This window comes from Halomonas saccharevitans (genome assembly GCF_032333995.1).
GTDB classification, from domain to species: Bacteria; Pseudomonadota; Gammaproteobacteria; order Pseudomonadales; family Halomonadaceae; genus Halomonas; species Halomonas saccharevitans.
In genome coordinates, this window is record NZ_JAVXUR010000001.1 from 855,496 (window position 1) to 879,946 (window position 24,451).

Below are 24,451 nucleotides of genomic sequence, written 5' to 3' on the forward strand. Positions count from 1 at the left end.
TTGTCGTTATGCCACTGGCGACGTCAAATGGCCAGGCATCCATCCATCACACTGTGTCATGGAGAGCCTCATGCTCGAGACCGCCGAACTGATCGACCACGGCCAGGCCGTACTGCTGACCTTCCAGCAGGGCGCGCAACGCCGCTTTCATGGCGTCTGGCTGCGCGACAACGCCCAGGACGCCGCCACCCGCTCCCCCGACAACGGCCAGCGCCTGATCAGCCTCGCCGACATCCCCGCCACCCTGCGGCTGACCGAGGCGCGGGTCGAGGGCGGGCGCCTGATCGTGGCCATGGCCCCGGAGGGGCGGGAGTTCACCTATGACGCCGCCTGGCTCTGGCAGCACGCCTATGATCGCGAACCGCCCGCCCAGCGCGGCTGGCTCGACGCGCACGCAGAGACCTGGGACGCTTCGCTGGCCGAGCGCCTGCCCTGCGCCGATATCACGGCCCTGAGCAACGACGACGACACCAAGCGCCGGTGGCTCGCCGACATTCGTCGCTACGGCATCGGCAAGCTCACGGGCGGCCCGATCGAGGATGGCGCCCTGCTCGACGTGGTGGCCCAGTTCGGCTTCACCCGAGAGACCAACTACGGCCGCTACTTCGAGGTGCGCAGCGAGATCGCCCCGACCAACCTGGCCTTCACCGGCCTCGGCCTGCCGGCCCACACCGATAACCCCTACCGGGATCCGGCGCCGACCCTGCAGCTGCTCTACTGCCTGGAGAACTCCGCGGCCGGCGGCGACAACCGGGTGGTGGACGGCTTCCGCGCCGCCCAGCGCCTGCGCGAGGAGGATCCCCGCGGCTTCGAACTGCTGGCCGGCTACTGCGCCCGCTTCGAGTATCGCGGCCTCGGCGACGTCTGCCTGCAGGCCCGGCGCCCGATGATCGAGCTGGCCCCGGACGGCGAGCTGATCGGCATTCGCTTCAACAACCGCTCCGCAGCGCCCTTCACCGACATCCCCTTCGACGACATGGCCGCCTACTACGCCGCCTATCGCCGCCTCGGCGAGCTGCTCGAGTCCCCGGAGCTCGGCGTGACCTTCAAGCTGTCCCCCGGCGAGGCCTTCCTGGTCGACAACACCCGGGTGCTGCACGCGCGCACCGGCTACTCGGGCGAGGGGTCGCGCTGGCTGCAGGGCTGCTACGCCGACCGCGACGGCCTGCTCTCCACCCTCGCCTGCCTGGAAACCGCCATCGAAGGAGCCGACGCATGACCCACACGCCGGATACCGTCGTCGAGACCCTCGCCACCCTCTTCGCCGAGCAGGGCGCCAAGAGCTACCTGGGCGAGGCGGTCACCATGGCCGAACACATGCTGCAGGGGGCCTGGCTGGCCGAGCAGCAGGGCGCGAGCGACGAGATCATCGTCGGCGCCCTGCTCCACGACATCGGCCACTTCGCCGGGGATCGCGGCACCTTCGCCCTGACCGACACCGAGGATCGCTGCCACGAGAGCACCGGCGCCGCCCTGGTCGAGGCGCACCTGCCGCCGGCGGTGGTCGCCTGCATTCGCGAGCACGTGGCAGCCAAGCGCTACCTCTGTGCGGTCGACCCGGCCTATGCCGACACCCTGTCCCGGGCCTCTCAGCACTCCCTGCGCCTGCAGGGGGGCCCCATGGCGGCCGATGAGGCGGAGCGTTTCGCCCAGCACCCCCACCTGGAGGCGATCCTCAAGGTGCGCCTGCTGGACGATGCCGGCAAGGAAGCCGGCCGCCAGACGCCGGAGTTCGCCCACTTCGCCCCCCGGGTGCGGCGCCTGATCGAGGCCCACCGGGCGAGCTGATCGCTGCCGGGCCGGTACACGGCGGCGTCCCACCGGACGCCGCCGCCCCCATCACCCTCCTCCTCTTCGCCTCAGGGCAGCGCCACCACCCACAGCCCAGCGAGCATCAGCGCGGTACCGAGCCACTTGGCCGGTGCCGCGCGCTCGCGCAGCCACCACACCCCGAGCACCACGCCGAGCGGGATCGACAGCTGGCGCATGGCGACGACCAGGCTCACCTCCTCGGTGAGGGCCATCGCCACCAGCACCAAGCCGTAGGTGGTGAGCATCATGATCCCGGTCAGCGCCATTGCAGATCGCTCTCCGTCCCAGAGCGCGGCGAGGCGGCACCGCTCGACGGGCAGCAGCAGCACCGCGGGCAGGCCCCAGGCCAGAGTCATCAGCGCCTGGAGCACCATGAAGTGACTGCCGGCGGCGAGACTGGTGTAGCCGCTCGCCATCATCAGCGCCAGGGCCCGGTTGTCGATCAGCGAGTAGCCGGCGGTGGCCACCGCCGCCAGCAGGGCGAAGCCGAACGCCGGGGTCAGGTAGGTCGAGGGCCGCAGCGCCCGCGGGCTCGTCAGGGGCAGGCAGAGCGCGCCGATCACGATCAGCCCCATGCCGGCAAGATCGAGGGGCGTCAGGGCGCGACTGCCCAGCACGACCACCGACACCAGGGGCACCAGCACCACCGGCAGGGCGCGGGCGATAGGATAGAGCACGCTGATCTCGCCGCGGGCATAGGCCCAGGCCAGGCCGCCCAGGTAGAGCATCTGGCAGAGCCCGGAGGCGACGAGCCAGCCCCAGAACGCCGGCGGCAGCGCGGCCGGCGACGGCCCCAGCCACAGCAGCGGCGCCAGCGCCAGCGCCCCGGCGCCCATTGACAGCACGAAGAAGGCCAGCGACGGCGCCCGCCCCTTGCCCATCAGGTTCCAGCCGGCATGCAGGCAGACCGACAGCAGCACGAGCCCCAGCGCCAGGGGACTCATGACGCGCAAGGGCCAAGCTGGCCCGCCGCCGCGGCCCGTTGTTTCATAACGCGTGAAAGGGCCGCCAGGGCCCCGGGCAACCAACAGGGTCGCATGACACTCTCCTTGCAAGAGGGGGCTGCCCCGGCCAAGGGCCAGGGCAGCATCGAGGGCGGCGATGGCCGCCGAGGGGGGCCTAGCTCGCGTGGCGCCAGCGCTGGGCGCGGGTCAGCAGCAGATGGCTGATCGCCGCATGGGCCAGCTTGACCGCCAGCGAGGTGAAGAAGATCAGCACCGCCATCGCTGCCGCGCTGGCGAAGTAGCCGGCCTCGTCGAGGTGCATCACCGCCACGGAGGCCAGGCGCGTATCGCTGGTGTAGAGGAAGACCACCGCCGAGACCGTGGTCATGGCGTTGACGAACAGGTAGACCGAGATATCCAGCACCGCCGGCAGCGAGACCGGCAGGGTCACGCGACGGAAGGTGGTCCAGAACGGCACCTTGAGCGACGCCCCCACCGCCTCGAACTCGGGGTCGAGCTGCTTGAGCGCGGTCACCGAGGTGAGGTGGCAGACGGTATAGAAGTGCACCAGGGTGTTGAGCACCAGGATGATCAGGGTGCCGTAGATCCAGTTCAGCGGGTTGTCGGCCTGGTTGAAGAAGAAGATGTAGGCCAGGCCCAGCACCATGCCCGGCACCGCCATGGGCAGCATGGCCATGAAGTGCAGCCCTTGGCGCAGCGCGCGGTAGCCGTCGCTCTTCTCAATCAGCCAGGCGTTGAAGAAGATCACCAGGGTGCCGATCGACGCCACCGAGAAGGCGAGCGTCAGGGAGTTGAACCAGGCGGCCCAGCCGCCGCCGGCCAGCGCTTCGAAGGCGTAGTGCTCGAGGGTCAGCGCCAGGTCGTAGGGCCAGAACTGCACCAGGGAGGCGTAGATGGCGGTGCCGATCACCGTCAGGATGATCGCCGCCACGCCGTAGCAGATCGCGGCGAAGGTCCAGTCCCGCAGGGGGCTCGGGCTCGGCTGCCAGGGCACCGCCCGGGCCGAGAGCTGGGCGACCTGGCGACGCTGGATCCAGCGGTCCACCACGAAGGAGACCAGCGCCGGCGCCAGCAGGATCACGCTGACCACCGCACCCATCTGGAAGTTCTGCTGCCCCACCACCTGGCGATAGACGTCGGTGGCCAGCACGCTGAACTGCCCGCCGATGATCTTGGGCACCCCGAAATCGGTGATCGCCATGGTGAAGACCACGAAGGCGCAGGAGATCAGCCCGTAGCGGGCGCCCGGCAGGGTGATGGTGAGAAAGCTGCGCCACTTCGGCGTGCCGAGCGCTTCCGCGGCCTCATAGAGGCGCGCGTCGCTGTTGGCCAGCGCCGTCACCAGGATCATCAGCGCATGGGGGAAGATCCAGAAGCACATGCCCATGACGATGCCGATGGGACCGTAGATGCTCTCCCCCATCAGCGCCTCCCGGAACCAGCCCTGGTTGCCGAACAGGTAGACGAGGCTGATGGCCGGCAGCAGCGAGGGCGCGAGGATCGGCAGGGTGGCCAGCATGCGAAACAGCCGCTTGCCCGGCATGCAGGTGCGGGTGATGCCGTAGGCGCAGAGGAAGGCCAGGCCGACCACGATCACGGTGCTGGTCAGGGCCACCGTCAGCGAGTTGACGATGGAGCCGGCCAGGGCCGGGGTCTGCACGTAGCGGGCGAAGTTGGCCAGGCCGATGAAGTCGCCGGCGCGATCCTGCACGCTCTTGACCAGCATGGCGGCCAGGGGAAAGAGCAGCCCCACCACCAGCAGGCCCAGCGCCAGCAGCAGCGCCAGCAGCCGGATCAGAGCCTCGCCGGAGAACCGCTCGGGCCAGATGGAGGCACCTGCGATCATGCCCGGGCCTCCTCGCTGGGAAAGAGGCGCATCGCCTCGGCCGGCAGGCGAGCGCCGAGGGTCATGCCCTGCTCGAGCCCCAGGCGCTCGCCGTCGCGCACGGCGACGTCCGCGGTCAGCGCCTGCCCGCTCGCCTCGAGGGTCAGGCTGACCCGCAGGAAGGCGCCCAGGAACTCGACGTGGTCGACCCGGGCCGAGAGCCCCTCGTCCTGCGCGCACAGCTGCACCGCCTCGGGGCGAATGGCCAGACGCACCCGCTCCTCGTCGGCGCAGTGGTGAGCCGCGCAGTCCAGGCGCTGCTCACCGAGGCGCAGGCCGTGACCGCCCTCGGGGCGACAGTCGAGGAAGTTCATGCTGCCGATGAACTCGGCCACGAAGGCGCTGGCGGGGTGGCGGTAGATCTCGGCCGGCGTGCCCACCTGCTCGATCACGCCGTGATTCATCACCACGATGCGATCGGCCATGGCCAGGGCCTCCTCCTGGTCGTGGGTCACCATGATGGTGGTCACCCCCAGGCGCGCCTGCAGCGCCTTGATCTGGCTGCGCAGGTGCACGCGCACTCGGGCATCCAGGGCCGACAGCGGCTCGTCGAGCAGCAGCAGGCCCGGCTCGGTGGCCAGCGCGCGGGCCAGCGCCACGCGCTGCTGCTGGCCGCCGGAGAGCGCCGCCGGGTACTTGCCCTCGCTGCCGGTCAGGTCCACCAGGGCCAGCAACTCGGCGACCCGCTGACGCATCAGATGGCGCTCGTCGCGACGGTTGCGCAGCCCGTAGGCCACGTTGTCGAAGACGGTGAGATTGGGAAAGAGCGCGTAGGACTGGAAGACGATGCCGAAGTCCCGGGCCTGGGGCGGCAGCCGCGAGATGTCACGGCCGCACTGGACGATGCGTCCCGCGCTCTGGGGCGCCAGGCCGGCGATGGCGCGCAGCAGGGTGGTCTTGCCGCAGCCCGAGGGCCCCAGGAAGCAGACGAACTCGCCCTCGCGGATGGCGAGATCGATATCGCGCAGGGCCGTGAACTGCCCGTAGCGCTTGGTCAGGCCGGCGATCTCGAGGTGAATGCCGGCATCGGCGACGGCGGCGTGCACCGAATCGGTCTGGGGAACGGTCAGGGTGGTCATGCAGGAGGACTCCAAGCCCCGACGCGCTGCGCCGAGGCGATGACGAGGATGGCGAGGGGATTACTGGCTGTCAGACTTGCCGTCGTAGCGGCGCTGCCACTCGCCGAGCAGACGCTCGCGGTGGTTGGCCGCCCAGTTGAAGTCGGGCTCGATCATCAGCTCGGTGATGTTCTCGGGATAGTTCTCGATGGGCTCGGCCACGCCGGGATAGGCCACCACCGCATAGCCCTCGTTGTAGAGCGCGTTGGCTTCCTCGGTGACGGCCCAGTCGAGCAGGGTCTCGGCGGCCTCGCGCCGGTCGCTGCCTTCGATGATGGCCGCCGCCTCCATGTCCCAGCCGACACCCTCCTCGGGGAAGACCAGCTCGAGGGGCGCGCCCTGGGACGCGAGACGCGCGCCGCGGAAGGCGAAGGAGACGCCCACCACGGTCTCGCCGGAGGCCGCGAGGTTGCAGGGGGCCGAGCCCGAGTGGGTGTAGCGGGCGATGTTCTGGTGCAGGCGGTCCATGTAGTCCCAGCCGCCCTCCTCGTCCCACAGCTGCATCCAGCTGGCCACGTCCAGGTAGCCGGTGCCGGAAGAGCTGGGGTTGGGCATGATCACATGGCCCTCATACTCGGGGCGGGTGAGGTCTTCCCAGGAGCTGGGCTTGGGCACGCCCAGGCGCTCGCCTTCGATGGTGTTGTAGCAGATCGACGCCACCCAGGCGTCCATGCCGACCCAGGCCGGATCCTTTCCCTCGCGGATGGCCGGATCGACGAACTTGGGGTCCAGGGCCTCCACGCCCTCGGGCGCGTAGCGGGACAGCATGCCCTCCTCTTCCAGCACCAGCAGGCTGGTGGCGGCCAGGCCCCAGACCACGTCGGCCTGGGGATTGTCCTTCTCGGCCAGCAGGCGCGCGGTGATGACGCCGGTGGAGTCCCGCACCCACTTGATCTCGATCTCCGGATGCGCGAGCTCGAAGCGCGCGGCGTACTTCTGCAGGTCGTCCGCCTCGACGGCGGTGTAGACGGTCAGCTCGGTGGCCGCCTGGGCCCCGGTGGTCATGGCGAGGCCCACCGCGGCGGCCAGCAGGGAACGGGAAAAGAGGGACATCGTCGTGCTCCAGTGCTTGGTGAAGATCAGATGGGCCAGTGCCTATCTGGTATATACCAAGAGTCTGGCGATGCCGCGTGACGCTTGCATGACAGTTCTTTGAACGTCGAGTGAAAAATGCAGACGATTGATTACGCGGTATTTTCCAGGTCCACCGTGATGCACAGCGCGTTGTGCAGCCAGTGCTCCTCGTCGTACTCCACCGGCCGATGATGGGCGTCGAAAATGGCACGACGCAGGCTCAGGCCGGCCGTCCCGGCGGCCACCCCCAGTTCCTCCGCTTCCTGGGCGCGCAGCGCCTCGGAGTAGAGACGCAGCGAGCGATGGGCCAGCGTCACCCCCCAGCGGTCCCGAAGCTGCCCCCACAGCGAGGCGGTGAAGTCCCCCTCGAGCAGCCGCGGGGCACGCTCCGGCACGACCCAGAGCGACTCCGAGAGCACCGCGCGGTCGTCCACGAAGCGGCGCCGGCGAATGTGATGGAAGGGATGATCGATGGGCAGGCCAAGCGCCTCGGCGGCCGGGCGATGGGGGCGGATATCGGTGAGCAGCACCTCGGTGCGCGGGCGGCGCCCTTGGGCCTGCACGTAGTCGTTGAAGCCGGCGTCCCGGGTCGGGTCGTAGTCGAGGGGCGGCGGCGAGACGAACCAGCCGCGGCGGTTGCTGCGATGGATGCGCCCTTCTCCCTCCAGCTGCGCCAGGGCCTGGCGCAGGGTCACCCGCGTGGTGCGAAAGCGTTCGGCCAGCATCCGCTCGGACGGCAGCCGATCATCACCGAAGGCCTCGGGAGTCTCCAGGAGGTCGCGCAGGCGGTCGGTGAGGTGGAGGTAGTAGGCGTCGCTCATGTCGGGGAGTCCTGCTGGCGGGGAAGCCGTGGCCGGTGGCCGGCCGGAGGCCGGGGCGAGGCTCGATTCTGGCACATGAGCACTATCCGGCGTCACCGCCCCGCCCTGACGCTTTCCCAACGAGAACGACCGGGCCTGAGCCCGGTCGTGTCATCCTTCAAGGCGGCGCCCGCTCAGCAGGCCTGGGGCATCTCGCCGCGGGCCAGCCGGGCATTGATGTCGTCGATCACCCCCGGCAGGTCGGCGATGGTGTCGATCAGGTAGTGGGGCCGCGAGGGCTCGAACTCCCGGGCGACCCGGGCGCGCCCCTCGGCCAGGGCCGCGGGCGAGAGCGCCTGGAACTCCTCGAGGGTCAGGCCCAGGGCATTGCCCGAGCAGGTCAGGCCCACCGTCCACATGCCGGCGCGACGCCCCTCGAGAATGCCCGGGGTGGTGTCGTCGATCTTCACGCAGGCGGCGACGTCCTCGATGCCCAGCGCGATGACACTGGCCAGCGCCTGGGCCGGATGCGGACGGCCGTTGGGCACCTCGTCGGAGGCCACCACGTGGTCGGCCTTATAGCCGCGCTGCGCCGCCATCTCCACGACCCGCTCCATGACCACGGCGGGATAGCCGGAGCAGGAGCCGATCTTCATGCCCTGCTCGCGCATGGCGGCGATCGCCTCGATGGCGCCGGGAATCAGCGCCGAGTGCTCGGGGATCTTCTCGACCTGCAGCGGCATGAAGCGCTCGTAGAGGGCGGTCACGTCGGCATCGGTGGGCGCATGGCCGAACACCTCGGCGCAGCGCGCGGCGATCTCGGGAACATCGCACAGGGCGCGGATGTGATCCCACTTGCCCATGCCCATGGGGCCGCGGGCCTCCTCCAGGCTGAGCGCGACGCCGAACTCGGCGAAGGCATCGACGAAGATCTGGGTCGGCGCGAAGGAGCCGAAGTCCACCACGGTGCCGGCCCAGTCGTGAATGGCGGCCTGCAGGCGGTCGGGGGCGTTGTAGTTCATGAGGCGTTCCTCTTTGTTTTCCGTTTCAGGGGCAGTGGCGTGTGTTCATTGAAGAGTGGCGTGTGTTCACTGAAGAGCGGCGTGTGTTCAGTGGTTGGTTGCAAAGGAAAGTGGCGGCTCAGGCCGCCGGGCGGGCATCGTCGACGCCCATGGCGTCGAGGGCCTCGCGCACGGCGCCGAGCAGGCGCTCGACCACCGCGACATCCAGGCGGCCGATGCAGCCGATGCGAAAGCTCTCGGCCTCGGTCAGCTTGCCCGGATAGATCATGAAGCCCCGGGCCTTGAGCTCGGCGTAGAAGCGGCCGAAGTCGAAGGCGGGATGGCCGGGGCTTACGAAGGTGGTGATGATCGGCGACAGCCAGCGATCCTCGAGCAGGGTGGCAAAGCCCAGCTCGCGCATGCCGGCCACCAGCCGCTCGCGGCTGCGCGTGTAGCGGGCCAGGCGCCCTGCCACCCCGCCCTCGGCGCGGTGCTCGGCCAGCGCCGTGTGAAAGGCGGCGACCACGTGGGTCGGCGGGGTAAAGCGCCACTGGCCGGTGCGCTCCATGTAGCGCCACTGCTCATACAGATCGAGGCTCAACGAGTGGGAACGGCCGGCGCTGGCCTCGAGCAGATCGCGGCGCAGGATCACGAAGCCGAAGCCGGGCACCCCCTCGATGCACTTGTTGGCCGAGGAGACCAGCACGTCGACGTTCAGCGCCTCGACGCTCAGCGGCACCGCGCCGAAGGAGCTCATGGCGTCGACGATCAGCCCCTTGCCCCGGGCCTTGACCACCTCGGCGATCTCGGCCAGAGGATTGAGGATGCCGGAGCTCGTTTCGCAGTGGACCAGGAAGACGTCGGTGATCTCGGGGTCGGCATCGAGCCATGCGGCCACCTCCTCGCCCCGGGGCGGCAGATAGTCGCCCTTGTCGAGCACCACGTGCTCGCGGCCCAGATAATCGAGGATCTTGGCGGCGCGCTGGCCGTAGGCGCCGTTGGCGAGCACCAGGGCCTTGCCGTGGCGATCGATGGCGGTGGCCAGCGCCGCCTCCACGGCGAAGGTGCCGCTGCCCTGCAGGGGCACGCAGGCGTAGTCGTTATCCGAGGCGCCGGCCATCTCGAGCAGCTGCGCCCGGATCTCGGCGGTCAGGCGGTTGAAGTCGTCGTCCCAAGAGCCCCAGTCGTGGAGCATCGCGGCCTTGATGGTGTCGCTGGTGGTCAGGGGGCCGGGGGTCAGCAGGTAGGGCGCGTGCTGACCGGGCGCGTCGACGGGGGGCGTGGCGGTGGCGAGGGACATGGGCGACTCCGACTACGTAATGAGGAGAAATGGTCAAAGAAAAGTGGTGCCCATCAGACCAGCCGCTTGACCATAGATAAAATCGATTTATCGTATCTTTGATAAAAGCTGAACTTATAGTGAAACCATGTCCCTTTCCCACGCGCAGCTACGCGCCTTTCATGCGGTGGCCGTCCACGGCAGCTTCACCCGCGCCGCCGAACGCCTCTGCCTCAGCCAGCCGGCGGTCTCCGACCAGGTGCGCAAGCTGGAGGAGCGCTTCGGCGTCAGCCTGCTGCGCCGCAGTCGGCGCTCGATGGAACTCACCGACGTGGGTGAGCGGCTGCTCGGCATCACCCAGCGGCTGTTCGCCGCCGCCGACGAGGCCGAGGCGCTGCTGGCCGGCGCCCGGGACCTGCAATCGGGCAAACTCACCCTGGCGGTGGACTCGCCGATGCACGTGCGCCGCTTTATCGCCCGCTTTCAGGCGCGCTATCCCGGGGTACGCTTCCAGCTGATGACCGGCAACACCGACGAGGCCCTCTCGCGGCTGTTCGAGCACCGCGCCGACTTCGCCGTGCTGGGCCGCACGGTGGAGGATCCGCGCCTGCTGACGGTGGAACTGAGCCGCGCCCCGCTGATCGCCTTCGTGCCCGCCGACCACGCCTGGGCCCGCTGGCGCTCGATACGCCTGGCCGATCTCGCCCGGGCCCCGCTGGTGCTCCGCGAACGCGGCTCCATGACCCGCCAGGCCCTGGAGGCGGAGCTGCGCGCGGCGGGGCTCGCGCTCACGCCGGCCATCGAGGCCGAGGGGCGCGAGGCCGTCTTCGAGCTGGTGGCGGCGGGGCTCGGCGTGGGGATCGTCTCGGCGGCCGAGGCCGGCCATCATCCCGGCATGCATCGGCTCGCCATCGAGGACAGCGGCCACTGCATGATCGAGACCCTGGTCTGCCTGCGTCAGCAGAGCGAACGGCGCCTGGTGGCGGGTTTCCTGGAGGTGGTGCGCGAGGCCCTCGCCGAGCCCGAGGGGTGAGGCTCAGTCCATCGTGTCTTGGCCTCGCTACGCCTGGGCGCCGGGCTGGCGGCGGTGGACCGCCTCGAGCAGCCAGTCGCCGATCGGCTCGAGCATCGCGCTGCGGTGATGCTTGACGCTCAGCCAGTAGCCGTAGTCGCGCCGCGTGACCCGCGGCCCCAGCGCGACCAGCTGGCCGTTCGCCAGGTGCTCCTCGACGAGGATCGACCAGCCGAGCGCCACGCCCTGGTGGGCGAGCGCGGCGTTCAGCAGCAGCGCGTAGTTGTAGTAGGCGAAGACGTCGTCGCGCGGCGCGAGGCTCAGCCCCGCGGTGTGGCACCACTGCCTCCAGTCGAGCCAGCGCGGGTCCTTGATGTCCTGATGCAGCAGCGCGAGGTCGGGCAGCGCCTCCGAGCTCAGCGTGTCGGTCAGGCCGTGCTGGTCGGCATAGGCCGGGCTGCACACCGGGAAGACAGCCTCGCTTGCCATCAAGCGCGCCTCGGCGTGCGGCGTTCTGGGCCCGAAGCGGATGGCGATGTCGGCGGCCTGCAGCTCCGGGTCGTCGGCGCGATCGATCGGCATCAGCTGGAAGGTGACCTCCGGAAAGGCCCGCTTGAGCGCCGGCAGGCGCGGCAGCAGCCAGAGGTGCGTGAAGCCGGAGCCGGCGGCGATCACCACCGAGGGCGACGGCCGCCGCCCCTCCTGCATCACCCGCTCGCAGGCCTCGCGCACCGACTTGAGGCCAGGTGCCACCTCCCGATAGAAGCGCTCGCCCTGGGCGTTCAGCGAAAGCCGCCCGCCCTGGCGATCGAACAGCGGCAGCCCGACCCGCTCCTCCAGCGCCCGGATGCGCTGCGAGATGGTCGGCTGGCTGGTGCGCTCAGCATCCGCCGCCGCCGTCATCGAGCCCAGGCGCGCGGTGGCCTCGAACGCGATCAGCGACTTCATGGAGGGGGGCTGGTGGCTCACGGGCGGGGCCTTAACGTCGCGGGAGGAGTGTCGGGTGAGGGCGAGATTTTCTCATATGCCGCGGTGTCGGGAACACGATCAACCCGATGAACGCGACGCTTTCCTGAACCAACGACGCCAACCGCCAACAGCTTGTGCTGCTCAACACATCCGAGCGCGCCGCCCTTGACGAGCTCAATAGGAAGATGAGGCATGGTACCGTCAATCTTGGACGGCCTACCGCCGAGACCGCATAGCACTTGATCTGTGCCCATCGTACGCTGTGCTGGAGTACTCGGCGGGATGATCTACCGGCTACAAAAACATAACCATACAAGTTATCTGTCCACGCTATCTTCAATGATAAGTAATGCTTTCGACTCTTGAACTTGGGATCGCAACAATCTTATTAGCACGCGAACTATACATAAACACATAATCCCCCAGCTTGCCAAGAAAGCCGAAATAGCACTCCTCACAGCCAGCTATAGCCACATACTTAACATTCTCCCCAGCATGCCCTCGACTAACATCTACTCTAGCGTTCCATATAGAAAGGGGGACAACCATTATCAAGCCAGTAATTACCAAAGAAAGACAGATATACGACACCACCTTGTTATTAAAAATATTATTCAACCCTGATGGATGAAATAATATCGAAGAGAGGTATCTTGTTAGATATGCGAACACTGTAATGCTTGCATAAAAATATGATCGCATATATTCAGGGAGATACAGAGCCTCCCCCAAAAAAACCAAAAAACAAACAATGACCCCAAAAAAACCAAGCCAGGGCTTACCATCCTCCATCTCTTGGAAGTCCTTTCCTCCTGGCATAAAGAAGACACTAAAACATATAATTATAAAAACCCATGAAAAAAGGAATACTATGCCACCTGAAGCAAGAAGAATATCTTCAATGGAAATATACAGAAAAGCATCCACCCCCAGATACTTCCAATAGAAATAAAGGTAAGCTACAGATGCTATCTGGAGAAAAAAGAAAAAGAAAAACAGCAAATCAATCGTATGTTTTCTATTCATAAGCCACCACTAAAGATGAAATCAAAAAACATCGGCCTGTTGAATTAACACTGGTGAATCATGCGTGGGCTTGTTCAGCCGCGTGCTCACCTGCCAGTGGGTGATCAGGTCAGCGGAAAAATGGTGCACCACGTGGCGGATCGTCTCGCGATCGGTAAGGTGCGTGTCGAGCCAGGGCTCTAAACTCTCGGCATCCAGGGCCAGCGGCATGCGATCGTGGATCTCCTTGGCCACGCCACGGGCCGGCTCGGTGAGGATGGCGCATCCCGGCTTACCATCCGGCCGTTCGCTCCAGATGCCCGCCAGCCAGATCGGCTCGCGATCCTCGCGGCACAGGAAGTGCGGCTGCTTCTTCCCGTCCACGGGCAGCCACTCGTACCAGCCATCCGCCGGCACCAGGCAGCGGTGATGGGCGAACGCCCCGCGGAAGTAGTTGGAGGTGGCCACCTTCTCTACTGTGGCGTTGATGGGCTCGGGCGCCTTCTCCTTCGCCCAGCGCGGCCGGTAGCCCCACCACACCTCATCCATCACCAGCGGCGCGTCATCGCTGGGATGGCGCACCGCGGTGATCCAGGTGCCCGGCGCCACATTGTAGCGAGGCGTCAGCTCCCGAGGCTCCAGCAGCAGGCGCAAGGCCTGGGAGAGCTTGGGATATGGGCTATAAAGAGCGAAGCGGCCGCACATTCTTATTTACGACACCTTAAGTAAGGGTTTTCTCATTAACCATAAAGAGCTTACCTTCCCTGTACGCAAGGTCAGACACCACCTTTTGATGGGGTGTCTTCACATCAAACAATCCGAGAACCTTTTCTAAATACTGCTCACTACCACCTCTTTCCTGAACCAGAGAAAAAAGATCAAGCCCAATCCTAGTGAACGCAGTATAATTAATAGAAATCTTATAAACTTCTTCCTTAAAGTCTATGCGACCAGCCTTACCACCATTCCTCAAAATAATTCTTGCACCTGACCGAAGATTACTAAAAGTTAACGACAGGCCTTGAACAAGGCCAATCTGCTCAAGAAGATTATAGTCCCCAAAAGCCATATCATCATGAAATTCCAACAACTCATCCTGAGGAAGAAGAATATGACTGGGTTCTTTTCCATTATCAGTGACTGCATGCCTAGCCACTTGAGAAAACAACTCTGCCTCCCGAGCGCTCATTGTTCGTAAAACATCCAACGTCCTAAGAGAGAAGCGATCAGGTGATTTTATTTGCCCAGCAAGAACTTTACCCCACAGGAGCTTCATGTAATCACTGCTAACATTTTCTATTATAGAGAAGTACAATGAAAGCCAATCTTCATCAACATCCTCTTCAGGAACATACTCCTCTTCCTTTAGTTCTTCAGCAGCGGCACTCAATACACTTTCGGTGTTAGCCTGTTTACGCATTGAAGATGCTACACCTGCGGAGTAGGCTCGCTGGGCCAGTGCTGTATACTGCTCCACGCTTTCAGAGGGCAGGCCCGTCTCAGAGGACAATACTTCTATATCCTCTCTGGAAAACTTAACCCCCCCCAAAGCTTTCCCATGGTTCTCTAATGCTCCAGAAACGACCTCAAGCTCTTTAGCGAAAGCTTTTGCATTCCTTACCCTAAAGAATGCATCCGTGGACCTACCCAGCCCTCTGGAAGTAACCTCAATAAGCTTTGTAATTGGCTGACTCAATCCAAACATATCACTAACTTCGATATTCACTTACTTCCCCCGCAGAAAACAGAAACTTTAAAAACTTCACGCATTAACAGCAATCGCTTTAGCGATACTGTCTGCGAGTAAAGACACGGCCAAAGAGCTATTATCAGCAGGCGCATGTCACATGCCTTCCAGAACTGTCACCACTTGGCCTTCGGTCTCCTGGGATACACCTCTAAGGAGAGTGAACAGTGCACGCTTCATCCCTACGCCTCCTTGCGTCTTCGTTGTAATGCCCTTTCCGGGTGGTTTCCCATCGATCGCGGCGGCCTTAAACCGCACTTACAACGTCCTGTCTGTGCAGGAATGCTATTTTAATTTTACAGTTACAAAACCCGTCCAATGCGAATCTCGCACCGACCCAGGATCTCTACATCCTTCATGTCCTGCGGCTTGATAAATTCCTTCTCATAGCGCGGGTTGTCGCTGATCAGCAACCAGGCGCCGCCGGCGACGCGCTGCACGCGCTTGATGCGCCGCTCACCGTGCACCAGCAGCAGGAACACCCTTCCGGGTGCGGGTCGCGGCTTCAGCTCGGCCTCTTGTCCGAGGCACCAACACCAGTCCCACCGTGTCAGCTGCGTGGGTGTGTCCGAAGAGAAAGCTAGAAACGCTATGTCACCACTCCCAAGCTCATTGCTGCTCACAACACTTAGGACGACAGTACCGAAAGCCTGAACGGCTGTCATTCCTGAATAGGAAATGACTGCCCAGATTAGGCATGGCGGCAGGAAGAGCGACAGCACGAGGAGAAAGGCCGTCCAAGGACGTCCTGAAGGAGCCTATGGAAGCCAGGTACTAGGTGTGGGTCAAAGTGTGGGTTAAGAAAATGCAGGCAAAGAAAAAGCCGCTGAAATCAGCGGCTTAATCGATATTCGTGGCGGAGGGGGAGGGATTCGAACCCTCGAAGCCTTTCGACTTACGCGCTTTCCAGGCGCGCTCCTTCGACCACTCGGACACCCCTCCGCATTGTTATCCTTCAGCTTTGGCGCGTGGCCTTTTGCTCAAGAACGGCGCATATACTAACGACTTAAGTCCGCGAATGCAAGCCAGTTTCGCGGTTTTCATGCGGCCCCATGCCGCCCGGCTCAGGCCTCGGGCAGCACCGCGTAGTCGCCCCGCGCTTCCAGGCAGAGAGTGTCTCCGCACCAGAGACGCTGGACCAGGGCGATGCGCCCCTTGCCGCGCCGCTCCAGGCGCTCGGCGAGGCTGGCGGGGCCGTCGTCCGCCTCGGGCTCGCAGACCAGCCGGTAGTCGCCGGTCACGGGCGCCAGGAAGCGCTGGGTGGACTCGGCGACCACCACGTCCCGGGCGAGGCCGCGGCGGCGCAGCCAGAGCGTGGTCCAGCACCAGCCGAGCAGGGTCGTCTGGGCGGCGAGCGCGCCGCCGAAGCCGGTGCCCTTGTCGTTGAGGCTAGGTGTGAGCGCCAGCTGCCAGGTGAGGCGCTCGTCATCGCGGGTCATCTCGCGGATACCGAGTGCGCCCACCATGGGAATCGCCTCGCCCAGCCAGGCGAGGAACGCGGCCATGTCGTCCTCGCCGCCGGCGGCGGGCAGCGGCAAGCGCGGGTGGGGAACGCCGATCTCGCGCATGGGTCAGTCCCAGCGCTCGACGAAGGCGTCGATGTCGTGCTCGGGCAGCGGCTTGTGGCGCCCGCCCAGGGTGCCCAGGTAGAGGAAGGCCACCACCTCGTCGTCCTCGGCGAGCCCCAGCCCCTTGCGCACGGTGGGGTCGAAGGCGTACTTGCCGCTGCGCCACATGGCACCGAGCCCCTGAGCGTGGGCGGCGAGCAGCACGCCGTGGGCGGCGCAGCCGGCGGAGATCACCTGCTCGATCTTCGGCACCTTGGGCTCGTCCGGGGTGACCTTGGCGATCACCGCGATGATCATCGGCGCGCGCTGCGGCTTCTTGCGGGCCGCGTTGAGGGTGGCGTCACTGGCGTGGGGGTCCTCGCGGAACTCGGCCTCGGCGAACAGCTCGCCGAGGCGCGAGAGGCCCTCGCCGGAGAACTCGATGAAGCGCCAGGGGCGCAGCTCCTTGTGGTCCGGCGCGCGCAGGGCCGCCCGGTAGATCGCCTCGAGCTGTTCGGGGTTCGGCGGCGGGCCCATCAGCTTGCCCATGGAACTGCGTTCGTGCAGCAGCGTCAGCGCGTCCATTGAGTCTCTCCCTTGGGTTTTTCAGACGAGAATCTTTCTCGTCACTCTATCAGCTGCCCGGGCGACTGTCGTGCCGGCGCCCTCCTCGTTAGGGCTATCGCAGATAGATACATCGCTCGGGGCTGATCTGGGAGCAAGCCTGTGAGGAGGCGCTGTGAACCCTTCCTTGGGCGCTACCGACGCCATCCCTGGCGTAGGATCTCCTCGTCAGATTGCCCCCAGCGCCCCTCGGCTTTCGTAACTGCGATAGCCCTGCCCGCCTCGTGCCTCTCTGCTGCGCGTCCTTATTGCCGAGAGAGCCGCAGCGGCTCGGGAGGCCGCTCGCCGGGGGTGGCGCGCCAGGGGCTGATGTCGAGCCCGCCGCGGCGCACGTAGCGCGCCAGCACCATCAGCCGCTCCGGCCGGGCGCGGGCCATCAGGTCGGTGAAGATGTGCTCCACGCAGTGCTCGTGGAAGTCCTGGTGCTGGCGATAGCCGATCAGGTAGCGCAGCAGCCCCTCGCGGTCGAGCCTGGGGCCGCGGTAGCGGATCAGCACGCTGCCCCAGTCGGGCTGGCCGGTGACCGGGCAGTTGGACTTGAGCAGGTGGGAATAGAGCGTCTCCTCGACGATCTCCTCCCCCGCCGTGAGGTGCTCGGCGCTCGGGGTGTAGTCGGTGACCTCGATGTCGAGATCGTCCAGGCACTCGCCGGGCAGGCGCTTCACCGCCAGTGCGGCGTCGTTCACGTCGAGCAGCTCGACGGAGACGGGCGCGCCGGCCGCCTGAGCCAGGTCGCGCAGCAGGGTATCGATCACCGCCTGGCGGCTCTCGAAACGGGTCTGGTTGAAGCCGTTGAGGTAGAGCTTCCAGGACTTGGACTCGATCAGGTAGGGCGACTCGGCCGGCAGGCGAAAGCGCGCCACGGCGACCAGCGGCTTGCCCCGGGCGTTGAGCCAGGAGACCTCGAAGGCATGCCACTCGTCCTCGCCGACGAAGGGCAAGGGGCCTTCCTCGATGCCCAGCGGCGCGCGGTTGGCGGCCCGGGGAATGGGATAGAGCAGCCCGGCATCGTAGTGCTCGGGATAGGCGGACTCACGCCCCAGCGGGGCGTGGGTGAGGGTGTCGGGTCGATGTTGGGTCATGTCTGTCAGCTCCTGATGCCCTTGCCATGCTTCAGCATCCACAGCGCGACGCCGTAGAGCACGCTGATGAAGGCCAGCACGGCCGCCAGCGCCCAGCCCACCGGGATGTCGGAGACCCCGAGGAAGCCGTAGCGGAAGACGTTGACCATGTAGAGGATGGGATTGAGCATCGAGACGCCCTGCCAGAAGTCCGGCAGCAGCGAGATCGAGTAGAAGACGCCGCCCAGGTAGGTCAGCGGCGTCAGCACGAAGGTCGGCACGATGGAGATGTCGTCGAACTTCTTGCCCAGCAGGGCGTTGATGAAGCCGCCGATGGCGAACAGCGCCGCGGTCAGCACCACCACGAAGACCGTGAGCAGCGGGTGGGCCACCTCGATGCGGGTGAAGAACAGCGACACCCCGGTGACGATCAGCCCCACGCCCAGGCCCCGGGCCATGCCGCCGAGCACGAAGCCGGAGAGGATCACCCAGTTGGGCATCGGCGAGACCATCATCTCCTCGATGGAGCGCTGGAACTTGTTGGAGAAGAAGGATGACGCCACGTTGGAGTAGCTGTTGGTGATCACCGCCATCATGATCAGCCCGGGGACGATGAAGTCCATGTAGCTGTAGCCGTCCATCTCGCCGATCCGCGAGCCGATCAGGTTGCCGAAGATGATGAAATACATCGTCATGGTGATCGACGGCGGGAGCAGGGTCTGCGGCCAGATTCGCGTGAAGCGCTTGATTTCCTTGTGAACCAGGGTCCATAGAGCGATGGCGATCTGCTGGGGATTCATGGGCGCGCCTCCTTCTGCTGGTCGTCTTCCACCATGGAGACGAACATCTCCTCCAGGCGATTGGCGCGGTTGCGCATCGACATCACCTGCATGCCCTGCTCGCTGAGCGCTGCGAAGACGTCGTTGAGCCGCTGGCCGCGGTGCACCACCACCGCCAGCTGGGCATCGTCCACCCGGCTGATCTCGAAGCCCTCGACCTCGGGGGCCGCCTCTACCGGATGGGCAAGATCGAGCAGGAAGGTCTCGGTATCGAGCTCGGCGAGCAGCTCGCGCACGCTGGTGTCGCGCACGATCTCGCCGTGGTTGATGATGCCCACGCGGCGACAGAGGCTCTCGGCCTCCTCGAGATAGTGGGTGGTGAGGATGATGGTGACACCCTCCTCCCGGTTGATGCGGCGCATGTACTCCCACATGCTGCGGCGCAGCTCGATGTCGACCCCGGCGGTGGGCTCATCGAGGATCAAGAGCTTGGGGCGATGCATCAGCGCCCGGGCGATCATCAGCCGGCGCTTCATGCCGCCAGAGAGCATCCGTGCGGGGCCGTTGCGCTTGTCCCAGAGGCTCAGGTCGCGCAGCAGCTGTTCGGCGCGGGGCAGCGCCTCGCGCCGCGACATCCCGTAGTAGCCCGCCTGGGCCAGCACGATGTCGATGACCTTCTCGAACTGGCTGAAGTTGAACTCCTGGGGCACCACGCCGAGGTGGTACTTGGCCCGGGCGAAGTCGGTGTCGACGTCGATGCCGAAGATCGTGATCTTCCCCGCGGTCTTCTGCACCAGCGAGCAGACCACGCCCAGGGTGGTCGACTTGCCGGCGCCGTTGGGGCCCAGCAGGGCGTAGAAGTCGCCCTGGGCGACGTCGAGGTCGATGCCCTTGAGGGCCTCGAAGCCATTGCCGTAGACCTTGGTCAGGCCACGGATGGACAGAGCCGGTTCGGCCATGAAAGATCCCGTACAGAAGATGAATGGGGTGCCGCGGCGGCACGCGCCGGAAAAAACCCGCTCGCGTCCCGGCACACGGGGCGCTGAGATGGGGGCGCCACGGCGCAATTCAAGCCGCCGCCCCTCCGCCGCAGGGCTATTGCAGTTGGCGTTATCGCTCGGGGCTGATCCGTCGACAGGTCCCGAAGTGTCGGACCAACGAGGGGGCGCTGTGAACCCCTCCCTGGGCGCTACCGACGCCATCCCTGGCGTAGGACCCCCTCTTCGACCTGTCCTCGGCGCCCCTCGCCAGATCCAACCTGCCTTCCGCCGCTCGAGCCGAACATCAGGCAGCGACCGGTGCCTGCCCGCCCCTAGCGGCCTACCATCTTACGCCACCGACGTGACAGTTCGCATGCTCATCGTTGCCGCGGGCGCCGCGGGCCGTGTTGACCCCGTGACGCCGGGGCCCTAGGCTGGAGCGCATTCCTGGGGGAGTCCTCGCGGACTGAGATTCCGGCAGCGTGCCTCGCGGCACGCCCGGTAACCCTTCGAACCTGATCCGGATCATGCCGGCGAAGGGAAGGAAGTGCCGTTCGGCCACGCTTCTCACCCAACGCAACCGCGTCCTCTCGTAGCGACGCTCGGCATCACGCCGGGCCATTCCATGCTAGGGAGAACGTCATGCTGTCGACCGCCCACGCCTTCTGGTGGCTCATCGCCTTCGCGGCGCTCTTTGCCGTGCCGGGCCTGCTCTATGCCCGCCGCCACCACGAGAGCCTCGAAGACTTCATCATCGCCCGCAACAGCCAGAGCGCCACCGCCACGGTGCTGACCCTGATGGCCTCGACGCTGGGCACCTGGATCCTGTTCGGCCCCGCCCAGGCGGCCACCTGGGGGGGCCTGGGCGCCATCGCCGGCTATGCGCTCGGTTCGCTGGCCCCCAGGCTGGTGATGATTCCGCTGGGGCGGCGCCTGCGCCAGCTCTCGCCGGGCGGTCACTCGCTCACCGAATTCGTGATGAGCCGCTACGGGCGCCCCATGTACGCCTTCACCCTGGTGATCATGCTGTTCTATCTCTTCATCTCGCTGGCCGCGGGGATCACCGCCATCGCCAAGATGGTCGGGCTGCTGGCGCCGGTCCCGCTCTGGGCGACCAGCTCGGTGGTGATGGCCGCCACCCTGCTCTACACCCTCTACGGTGGCCTGCGCGCCTCGATCTTCACCGACAAGGTGCAGATGATCGTGATCCTGCCGCTGCTCGCAGTGCTGCTAATCGTCGGCTGGCAGGCCGCCGGCGGCCTCGAACCCACCCTCGCCGGGCTCGAGGCGACGGCGCCGCAGCTGCTGGACGTCACCGACCTGGGCGGCCTCAAGGCCGGCCTCACCTTCTTTTTGGCCGTGATGCTGACCGGGCTCTTCTACCAGGGCAACTGGCAGCGCGTCTATGCCGCCCAGAGCAACCGCGCCGTAAGCCTGGGCTTCCTGCTCGGCGGCCTTCTGAGCGCGCCGATGATCTTCGTGATGGGCCTGTTCGGCCTGGCGTTCGTGGGACTGGGGCTGCCCGGCGACGGCTCGGTCGCGCTGTTCAGCGTGCTGCTCGCCGACATCCCGGGCTGGTTCGCGGTGGGGCTGATCTTCCTGGGCCTGGCGCTGGTGATGAGCAGCGCCGACACCACCATCAGCGCCGCCTCGAGCATGATCGCCGTGGACGGCGGGCGCCTGCTGCCCGGCGCCAGCGGCCCGCGGCTGATGCGCCTGTCGCGCTGGCTGATCCTGCTGCTGGCACTGCCGGTGACATTCGTGGCCGCCCAGGGCTACAGCGTGCTGTATCTCTTCCTGCTGGCCGACCTGCTGTGCTGCGCGGCGGCCTTCCCGGTGTTCTTCGGGCTGTTCAACCGCCGCTTCGACGGGCGCGCCGCGGTGCTGGCCACCCTCAGCGGCCTGGTCGCCGGCCTCACCCTCTTCCCGGCGCCGGGCGACGCCCTGACCACCCTGATGGAGTCCTTCCTGCTCGCCACCTTCATGCCGGTCGTGACGGGCCTGGCACTGCTGGCGCTGCTGCCGGCCAAGCAGCGCTTCGACTTCGCGGTGCTGAGCGCCGGCGCGCGACGCTTCGAGGGCTGAGCGCCGGCCGGCCGCCCTATTCATGAGCGACACGAAAACGCCCCTCACGGAGGGGCGTTTCGCGTTCTGGGGCTCGCTACTGATAGCGCTAAGAGTGTCGCCCCTCCGGGCGTTCGAGGCCGAAGTGGCCGCGCAGCGTGGTGGTGGTGTACGCCTCGCGGAACAGCCCGCGGCGCTGCAGTTCCGGCACTACCTGGTCGACGAAGTCATCGATCCCGCCGGGCAGCGACGGCGGCATCAGGTTGAAGCCGTCCGCGCCGCGGCCGCGGAACCAGCGTTCCATCTCGTCGGCGATGCTCTCCGGGGTGCCGATCATGGTGCAGTGGCCGCCGCCGGCGGCGAGGCGCCCGAGCAGCTGGCGCAGGGTCGGCCGCTCGGTCTCGATGATACGCAGGATGGTGGCGTAGCGCCCCTGGGGGCCGCGGAACTCGGCGAGCGGCGGCAGCGACGGCACCGGCGCATCGAGCGCCCAGTCGCTGCAGTCCTGCTCGATGAAGAGTTCCAGCTGGCGCAGCGAGGCCGCCACCGGCAGGCACTCATCCAGCGCCCGCTGCTTGGCCCGGGCCTCCTCCATGGTGGAGCCCACATAGGTGACGAGCCCCGGCAGGATCGGCACCGGCGCGCTGCGCCCGGCCGCCGCCACCCGATCCTTGATGTCCCGGTAGTAGCCCTGGGCGGTTTCCAGGTCGTAGGCGACCGCGTAGATCGCCTCGGCGTAGCGCGCCGCCAGGTCGCGCCCCTGGGAGGAGGCGCCCGCCTGCACCAGCACCGGATGGCCCTGGGGCGGGCGCGGCAGGTTCAGGGGCCCGTCGACCAGGAAGTGCTCGCCGTGGTGGTCGATCCGGCGCACCTTGTCCGGATCAGCGTAGCGGCCCTGGCGGTCGCGCTCGATGGCGTCGTCGGACCAGCTGTCCCACAGCGCCAGCACCGTCTGCACGAACTCCTCGGCGCGCGCATAGCGCTCGGCATGGGCCGGCATGGCCGGGTAGCCGTGATTGCGCGCCTCGCTGTCGAACATCGAGGTCACCACGTTCCAGCCCACGCGCCCGCCGGAGATGTGATCCAGCGAGCCCACCAGCCGGGCCGCGTGGAAAGGCGTGTAGAAGGTGCTCGAGAGCGTGCTGATCAGGCCGATGTGCCGGGTGGCCCGGCTCATGGCGGAGAGCGCGGTCAGCGGTTCGAGGTGCCAGTTGAAGCCGTCCTCCACGCTGCCGGCGCTCATGCCGTCGGCGAAGAACACCGCGTCGAGCTTGCCGCGCTCGGCGGTGCGGGCCAGCGACTCGTAGTAGGCGATGTCGCCGAGCCGTTCGGCGCTGGAGTCGGGATGGCGCCAGGCCGCGCGATGGTGGCCACAGCCCATCACGAACAGGTTGAGGTGCAGTCTCTCGTCGGGGTTGCGCGGCCTCATCATCCCTTCACCAGTCCGCCGTCGACGATCAGGTTCTGGCCGGTGACCGCCCTCGCCCAGGGCGAGGCGAAGAACAGCGCCGCGTCGGCGAACTCCTCCGGCGTGGTCACCCGGCGCAGCGGAGTATTCTGCGCGATCAGGTCGAAGACCGCCTCCGGGGTCGCGCTGGACGCATCGGTGGTGCGCAACAGCCCGCCGGAGACCATGTTCACGGTGATGCCGTCGGGCCCCAGGTCGTTGGAGAGCGTGCGGGTCAGCGAGAGCAGCGCGGCCTTGCCGGCGGTGTAGTCGTGATAGGGCACGACGGGGTTCTGGAAGAGATTGGTGCCGACGTTGATGATGCGCCCGCCACCCTGCTCGCGCATGCCGGCAAGCGCCGCCTGGATGGTGTTCAGCGCGCCCCGGTTGACGCCCTCGAGCTGCTGCTGGAGGTGCGCCCAGTCCAGGGCATCGGCGTCGGGGCGCGCGTCGCCGTTGAAGGTGAACTCCGGCAGGGCATTATTGACCACGGTGCTGATCGGGGCGCCGAAATGGCCGCACGCCTGCTCGAACAGCGCCCTGATCGCGTCGGCGTCTCGCACGTCGGCCTGGACGGCCAGCGCCCGCTGCGGCGCCTCCTTCACCAGCGCCTCGGCGGCCTCGCGGCTCCGGTAGTAGTTGACCACCACGCGGGCGCCCTGATCGAGGAAGGCGCGTGTCAGGTGGGCGCCGAGACCACGAGCGCCACCGGTGATGAGCACGACCTGCTGGTCGATGGGGAGAGAGAAGACGGCCATGAAAACTCCTTGATACGCGGCAAAGGACGCCGCGCTGGAGCCGGCCGACATCCCTTCGCCAGTGTGAACTGGATCAGGTTCGACGGGTATTATCTCAGCGGCCGCGGCCGCACCCCGTGTCTCGAGCCACCTTAGCGCATTCGGGAAAGCAGAAACAGCCGGGCTGGCGTTCCGACTCAGGATACGAGCCTTGGCCTGACCGGGGAGATACTGGGATCGGTTGGAGCAAAAGCGAGACGCGACGAAGTGTCATCAGCCAGGCTAGCGCCTTAGCTCATGATCGACATCTGGGAGGGTAATACAAGATTGGAGCGGGAAAGGAGATTCGAACTCCCGACCCTCGCCTTGGCAAGGCGATGCTCTACCGCTGAGCTATTCCCGCTAATCTATAGGTCGTGCTTGTGCGAAGTGGCGTCCCATAGGGGGTTCGAACCCCTGTTACCGCCGTGAAAGGGCGGTGTCCTAGGCCACTAGACGAATGGGACGCATGGAGCGGGAAAGGAGATTCGACCGGGCTGGCGTTC

At 66.3% G+C, this 24,451-nt stretch carries 23 protein-coding genes, 3 tRNA genes and 2 riboswitches; of the genes, 4 read left to right on the top strand and 22 right to left on the bottom strand.

The window, feature by feature from the left end; all coding sequences use genetic code 11:
- The first annotated feature begins 70 nt into the window (after positions 1 to 70).
- A complete protein-coding gene (gene tmpA / locus RSO68_RS03965; protein WP_315585530.1) occupies positions 71 to 1,219 on the top strand; it encodes a 2-trimethylaminoethylphosphonate dioxygenase in 1,149 nt (382 codons plus the stop codon).
- On the top strand, positions 1,216 to 1,788 hold the full coding sequence (locus tag RSO68_RS03970) for an HD domain-containing protein (RefSeq protein WP_138179936.1): 573 nt from the start codon (positions 1,216 to 1,218) through the stop codon (positions 1,786 to 1,788). The genes tmpA and RSO68_RS03970 overlap by 4 nt, the downstream gene beginning before the upstream one ends.
- Positions 1,789 to 1,859: 71 nt before the next feature.
- On the opposite strand, the gene RSO68_RS03975 is transcribed toward RSO68_RS03970, so the two are convergent.
- The 7 genes from RSO68_RS03975 to RSO68_RS04005 form a co-directional block, all read right to left on the bottom strand.
- Positions 1,860 to 2,756: an EamA family transporter gene (locus RSO68_RS03975; RefSeq protein WP_315585531.1), complete on the bottom strand. Its 897-nt coding sequence runs from the start codon at positions 2,754 to 2,756 to the stop codon at positions 1,860 to 1,862.
- Between the two features lie 175 nt (positions 2,757 to 2,931).
- Complete coding sequence (locus RSO68_RS03980) at positions 2,932 to 4,623, bottom strand: putative 2-aminoethylphosphonate ABC transporter permease subunit (RefSeq protein ID WP_315585532.1); 1,692 nt, start codon at positions 4,621 to 4,623, stop codon at positions 2,932 to 2,934.
- Positions 4,620 to 5,741 (bottom strand): putative 2-aminoethylphosphonate ABC transporter ATP-binding protein, encoded by a 1,122-nt coding sequence (locus tag RSO68_RS03985; RefSeq protein ID WP_138179944.1) that lies wholly within the window; start codon positions 5,739 to 5,741, stop codon positions 4,620 to 4,622. Before RSO68_RS03985 ends, RSO68_RS03980 begins: the two co-directional genes overlap by 4 nt.
- A gap of 60 nt (positions 5,742 to 5,801) precedes the next feature.
- Positions 5,802 to 6,833: a putative 2-aminoethylphosphonate ABC transporter substrate-binding protein gene (locus tag RSO68_RS03990; protein ID WP_315585533.1), complete on the bottom strand. Its 1,032-nt coding sequence runs from the start codon at positions 6,831 to 6,833 to the stop codon at positions 5,802 to 5,804.
- A gap of 131 nt (positions 6,834 to 6,964) precedes the next feature.
- Positions 6,965 to 7,675 carry a UTRA domain-containing protein gene (locus tag RSO68_RS03995; RefSeq protein WP_315585534.1) on the bottom strand — a complete coding sequence of 237 codons (711 nt, stop codon included), beginning with the start codon at positions 7,673 to 7,675 and terminating at the stop codon, positions 6,965 to 6,967.
- Between the two features lie 173 nt (positions 7,676 to 7,848).
- A complete protein-coding gene (gene phnX, locus RSO68_RS04000; RefSeq protein WP_315585535.1) occupies positions 7,849 to 8,676 on the bottom strand; it encodes a phosphonoacetaldehyde hydrolase in 828 nt (275 codons plus the stop codon).
- 118 nt (positions 8,677 to 8,794) lie between these two features.
- Complete coding sequence (locus tag RSO68_RS04005) at positions 8,795 to 9,955, bottom strand: 2-aminoethylphosphonate--pyruvate transaminase (RefSeq protein WP_315585536.1); 1,161 nt, start codon at positions 9,953 to 9,955, stop codon at positions 8,795 to 8,797.
- 127 nt (positions 9,956 to 10,082) lie between these two features.
- Between RSO68_RS04005 and RSO68_RS04010 the strand changes: the two genes are divergently transcribed.
- Complete coding sequence (locus tag RSO68_RS04010) at positions 10,083 to 10,967, top strand: LysR substrate-binding domain-containing protein (RefSeq protein ID WP_315585537.1); 885 nt, start codon at positions 10,083 to 10,085, stop codon at positions 10,965 to 10,967.
- Positions 10,968 to 10,994: 27 nt separating this feature from the next.
- On the opposite strand, the gene RSO68_RS04015 is transcribed toward RSO68_RS04010, so the two are convergent.
- From RSO68_RS04015 to RSO68_RS04065, 11 genes are all read right to left on the bottom strand, one after another.
- On the bottom strand, positions 10,995 to 11,915 hold the full coding sequence (locus RSO68_RS04015; RefSeq protein WP_315585538.1) for a LysR substrate-binding domain-containing protein: 921 nt from the start codon (positions 11,913 to 11,915) through the stop codon (positions 10,995 to 10,997).
- A 336-nt stretch (positions 11,916 to 12,251) separates the two neighbouring features.
- Positions 12,252 to 12,941 carry a hypothetical protein gene (locus tag RSO68_RS04020; RefSeq protein ID WP_315585539.1) on the bottom strand — a complete coding sequence of 230 codons (690 nt, stop codon included), beginning with the start codon at positions 12,939 to 12,941 and terminating at the stop codon, positions 12,252 to 12,254.
- A gap of 21 nt (positions 12,942 to 12,962) precedes the next feature.
- Positions 12,963 to 13,625 (bottom strand): SOS response-associated peptidase, encoded by a 663-nt coding sequence (locus RSO68_RS04025; RefSeq protein ID WP_315585540.1) that lies wholly within the window; start codon positions 13,623 to 13,625, stop codon positions 12,963 to 12,965.
- Between the two features lie 16 nt (positions 13,626 to 13,641).
- Entirely contained in the window at positions 13,642 to 14,646 is a 1,005-nt protein-coding gene (locus RSO68_RS04030; protein ID WP_315585541.1) for a DUF2806 domain-containing protein, read from the bottom strand.
- A 323-nt stretch (positions 14,647 to 14,969) separates the two neighbouring features.
- Entirely contained in the window at positions 14,970 to 15,332 is a 363-nt protein-coding gene (locus RSO68_RS04035) for a S24 family peptidase (protein WP_315585743.1), read from the bottom strand.
- Between the two features lie 189 nt (positions 15,333 to 15,521).
- Positions 15,522 to 15,609, bottom strand: a tRNA-Ser gene (locus RSO68_RS04040).
- A gap of 122 nt (positions 15,610 to 15,731) precedes the next feature.
- Positions 15,732 to 16,235, bottom strand: a complete 504-nt coding sequence (locus RSO68_RS04045) for a YiiD C-terminal domain-containing protein (protein ID WP_315585542.1) — start codon at positions 16,233 to 16,235, stop codon at positions 15,732 to 15,734.
- Between the two features lie 3 nt (positions 16,236 to 16,238).
- A complete protein-coding gene (locus RSO68_RS04050) occupies positions 16,239 to 16,799 on the bottom strand; it encodes a nitroreductase family protein (protein WP_315585543.1) in 561 nt (186 codons plus the stop codon).
- Between the two features lie 284 nt (positions 16,800 to 17,083).
- Entirely contained in the window at positions 17,084 to 17,920 is an 837-nt protein-coding gene (queF, locus tag RSO68_RS04055) for an NADPH-dependent 7-cyano-7-deazaguanine reductase QueF (protein ID WP_315585544.1), read from the bottom strand.
- Positions 17,921 to 17,925: 5 nt separating this feature from the next.
- The gene (locus tag RSO68_RS04060) at positions 17,926 to 18,699 is read right to left on the bottom strand and encodes an ABC transporter permease (RefSeq protein ID WP_089847916.1); all 774 of its coding nucleotides are present in this window, start codon (positions 18,697 to 18,699) and stop codon (positions 17,926 to 17,928) included.
- Entirely contained in the window at positions 18,696 to 19,637 is a 942-nt protein-coding gene (locus tag RSO68_RS04065; protein WP_315585545.1) for an ABC transporter ATP-binding protein, read from the bottom strand. Before RSO68_RS04065 ends, RSO68_RS04060 begins: the two co-directional genes overlap by 4 nt.
- Before the next feature lie 460 nt (positions 19,638 to 20,097).
- Positions 20,098 to 20,217: riboswitch (TPP riboswitch) on the top strand.
- Between the two features lie 83 nt (positions 20,218 to 20,300).
- On the opposite strand from RSO68_RS04065, the gene RSO68_RS04070 reads away from it, so the two are divergent.
- Positions 20,301 to 21,743 carry a sodium:solute symporter family transporter gene (locus tag RSO68_RS04070; protein WP_315585546.1) on the top strand — a complete coding sequence of 481 codons (1,443 nt, stop codon included), beginning with the start codon at positions 20,301 to 20,303 and terminating at the stop codon, positions 21,741 to 21,743.
- 88 nt (positions 21,744 to 21,831) lie between these two features.
- On the opposite strand, the gene RSO68_RS04075 is transcribed toward RSO68_RS04070, so the two are convergent.
- The 4 genes from RSO68_RS04075 to RSO68_RS04090 all read right to left on the bottom strand — a co-directional run bounded on the left by RSO68_RS04075 (position 21,832) and on the right by RSO68_RS04090 (position 24,412).
- Positions 21,832 to 23,154 (bottom strand): LLM class flavin-dependent oxidoreductase, encoded by a 1,323-nt coding sequence (locus tag RSO68_RS04075; protein WP_315585547.1) that lies wholly within the window; start codon positions 23,152 to 23,154, stop codon positions 21,832 to 21,834.
- On the bottom strand, positions 23,151 to 23,927 hold the full coding sequence (locus RSO68_RS04080; protein WP_315585548.1) for a 3-oxoacyl-ACP reductase: 777 nt from the start codon (positions 23,925 to 23,927) through the stop codon (positions 23,151 to 23,153). The genes RSO68_RS04075 and RSO68_RS04080 overlap by 4 nt, the downstream gene beginning before the upstream one ends.
- A gap of 33 nt (positions 23,928 to 23,960) precedes the next feature.
- Positions 23,961 to 24,054: riboswitch (TPP riboswitch) on the bottom strand.
- Positions 24,055 to 24,234: 180 nt separating this feature from the next.
- Positions 24,235 to 24,309, bottom strand: a tRNA-Gly gene (locus RSO68_RS04085).
- Between the two features lie 27 nt (positions 24,310 to 24,336).
- Positions 24,337 to 24,412 (bottom strand) — tRNA-Glu (locus RSO68_RS04090).
- Positions 24,413 to 24,451: the final 39 nt, after the last annotated feature.

Bases quoted from the DNA above. Each gene is read 5' to 3' on its own strand.
- tmpA (WP_315585530.1), top strand. From the start codon at position 71: ATGCTCGAGACCGCCGAACTGATCGACCACGGCCAGGCCGTACTGCTG.
- RSO68_RS03970 (WP_138179936.1), top strand. From the start codon at position 1,216: ATGACCCACACGCCGGATACCGTCGTCGAGACCCTCGCCACCCTCTTC.
- RSO68_RS03975 (WP_315585531.1), bottom strand. From the start codon at position 2,756: ATGAGTCCCCTGGCGCTGGGGCTCGTGCTGCTGTCGGTCTGCCTGCAT.
- RSO68_RS03980 (WP_315585532.1), bottom strand. From the start codon at position 4,623: ATGATCGCAGGTGCCTCCATCTGGCCCGAGCGGTTCTCCGGCGAGGCT.
- RSO68_RS03985 (WP_138179944.1), bottom strand. From the start codon at position 5,741: ATGACCACCCTGACCGTTCCCCAGACCGATTCGGTGCACGCCGCCGTC.
- RSO68_RS03990 (WP_315585533.1), bottom strand. From the start codon at position 6,833: ATGTCCCTCTTTTCCCGTTCCCTGCTGGCCGCCGCGGTGGGCCTCGCC.
- RSO68_RS03995 (WP_315585534.1), bottom strand. From the start codon at position 7,675: ATGAGCGACGCCTACTACCTCCACCTCACCGACCGCCTGCGCGACCTC.
- phnX (WP_315585535.1), bottom strand. From the start codon at position 8,676: ATGAACTACAACGCCCCCGACCGCCTGCAGGCCGCCATTCACGACTGG.
- RSO68_RS04005 (WP_315585536.1), bottom strand. From the start codon at position 9,955: ATGTCCCTCGCCACCGCCACGCCCCCCGTCGACGCGCCCGGTCAGCAC.
- RSO68_RS04010 (WP_315585537.1), top strand. From the start codon at position 10,083: ATGTCCCTTTCCCACGCGCAGCTACGCGCCTTTCATGCGGTGGCCGTC.
- RSO68_RS04020 (WP_315585539.1), bottom strand. From the start codon at position 12,941: ATGAATAGAAAACATACGATTGATTTGCTGTTTTTCTTTTTCTTTTTT.
- RSO68_RS04025 (WP_315585540.1), bottom strand. From the start codon at position 13,625: ATGTGCGGCCGCTTCGCTCTTTATAGCCCATATCCCAAGCTCTCCCAG.
- RSO68_RS04035 (WP_315585743.1), bottom strand. From the start codon at position 15,332: ATGACAGCCGTTCAGGCTTTCGGTACTGTCGTCCTAAGTGTTGTGAGC.
- RSO68_RS04045 (WP_315585542.1), bottom strand. From the start codon at position 16,235: ATGCGCGAGATCGGCGTTCCCCACCCGCGCTTGCCGCTGCCCGCCGCC.
- RSO68_RS04050 (WP_315585543.1), bottom strand. From the start codon at position 16,799: ATGGACGCGCTGACGCTGCTGCACGAACGCAGTTCCATGGGCAAGCTG.
- queF (WP_315585544.1), bottom strand. From the start codon at position 17,920: ATGACCCAACATCGACCCGACACCCTCACCCACGCCCCGCTGGGGCGT.
- RSO68_RS04060 (WP_089847916.1), bottom strand. From the start codon at position 18,699: ATGAATCCCCAGCAGATCGCCATCGCTCTATGGACCCTGGTTCACAAG.
- RSO68_RS04065 (WP_315585545.1), bottom strand. From the start codon at position 19,637: ATGGCCGAACCGGCTCTGTCCATCCGTGGCCTGACCAAGGTCTACGGC.
- RSO68_RS04070 (WP_315585546.1), top strand. From the start codon at position 20,301: ATGCTGTCGACCGCCCACGCCTTCTGGTGGCTCATCGCCTTCGCGGCG.
- RSO68_RS04075 (WP_315585547.1), bottom strand. From the start codon at position 23,154: ATGATGAGGCCGCGCAACCCCGACGAGAGACTGCACCTCAACCTGTTC.
- RSO68_RS04080 (WP_315585548.1), bottom strand. From the start codon at position 23,927: ATGGCCGTCTTCTCTCTCCCCATCGACCAGCAGGTCGTGCTCATCACC.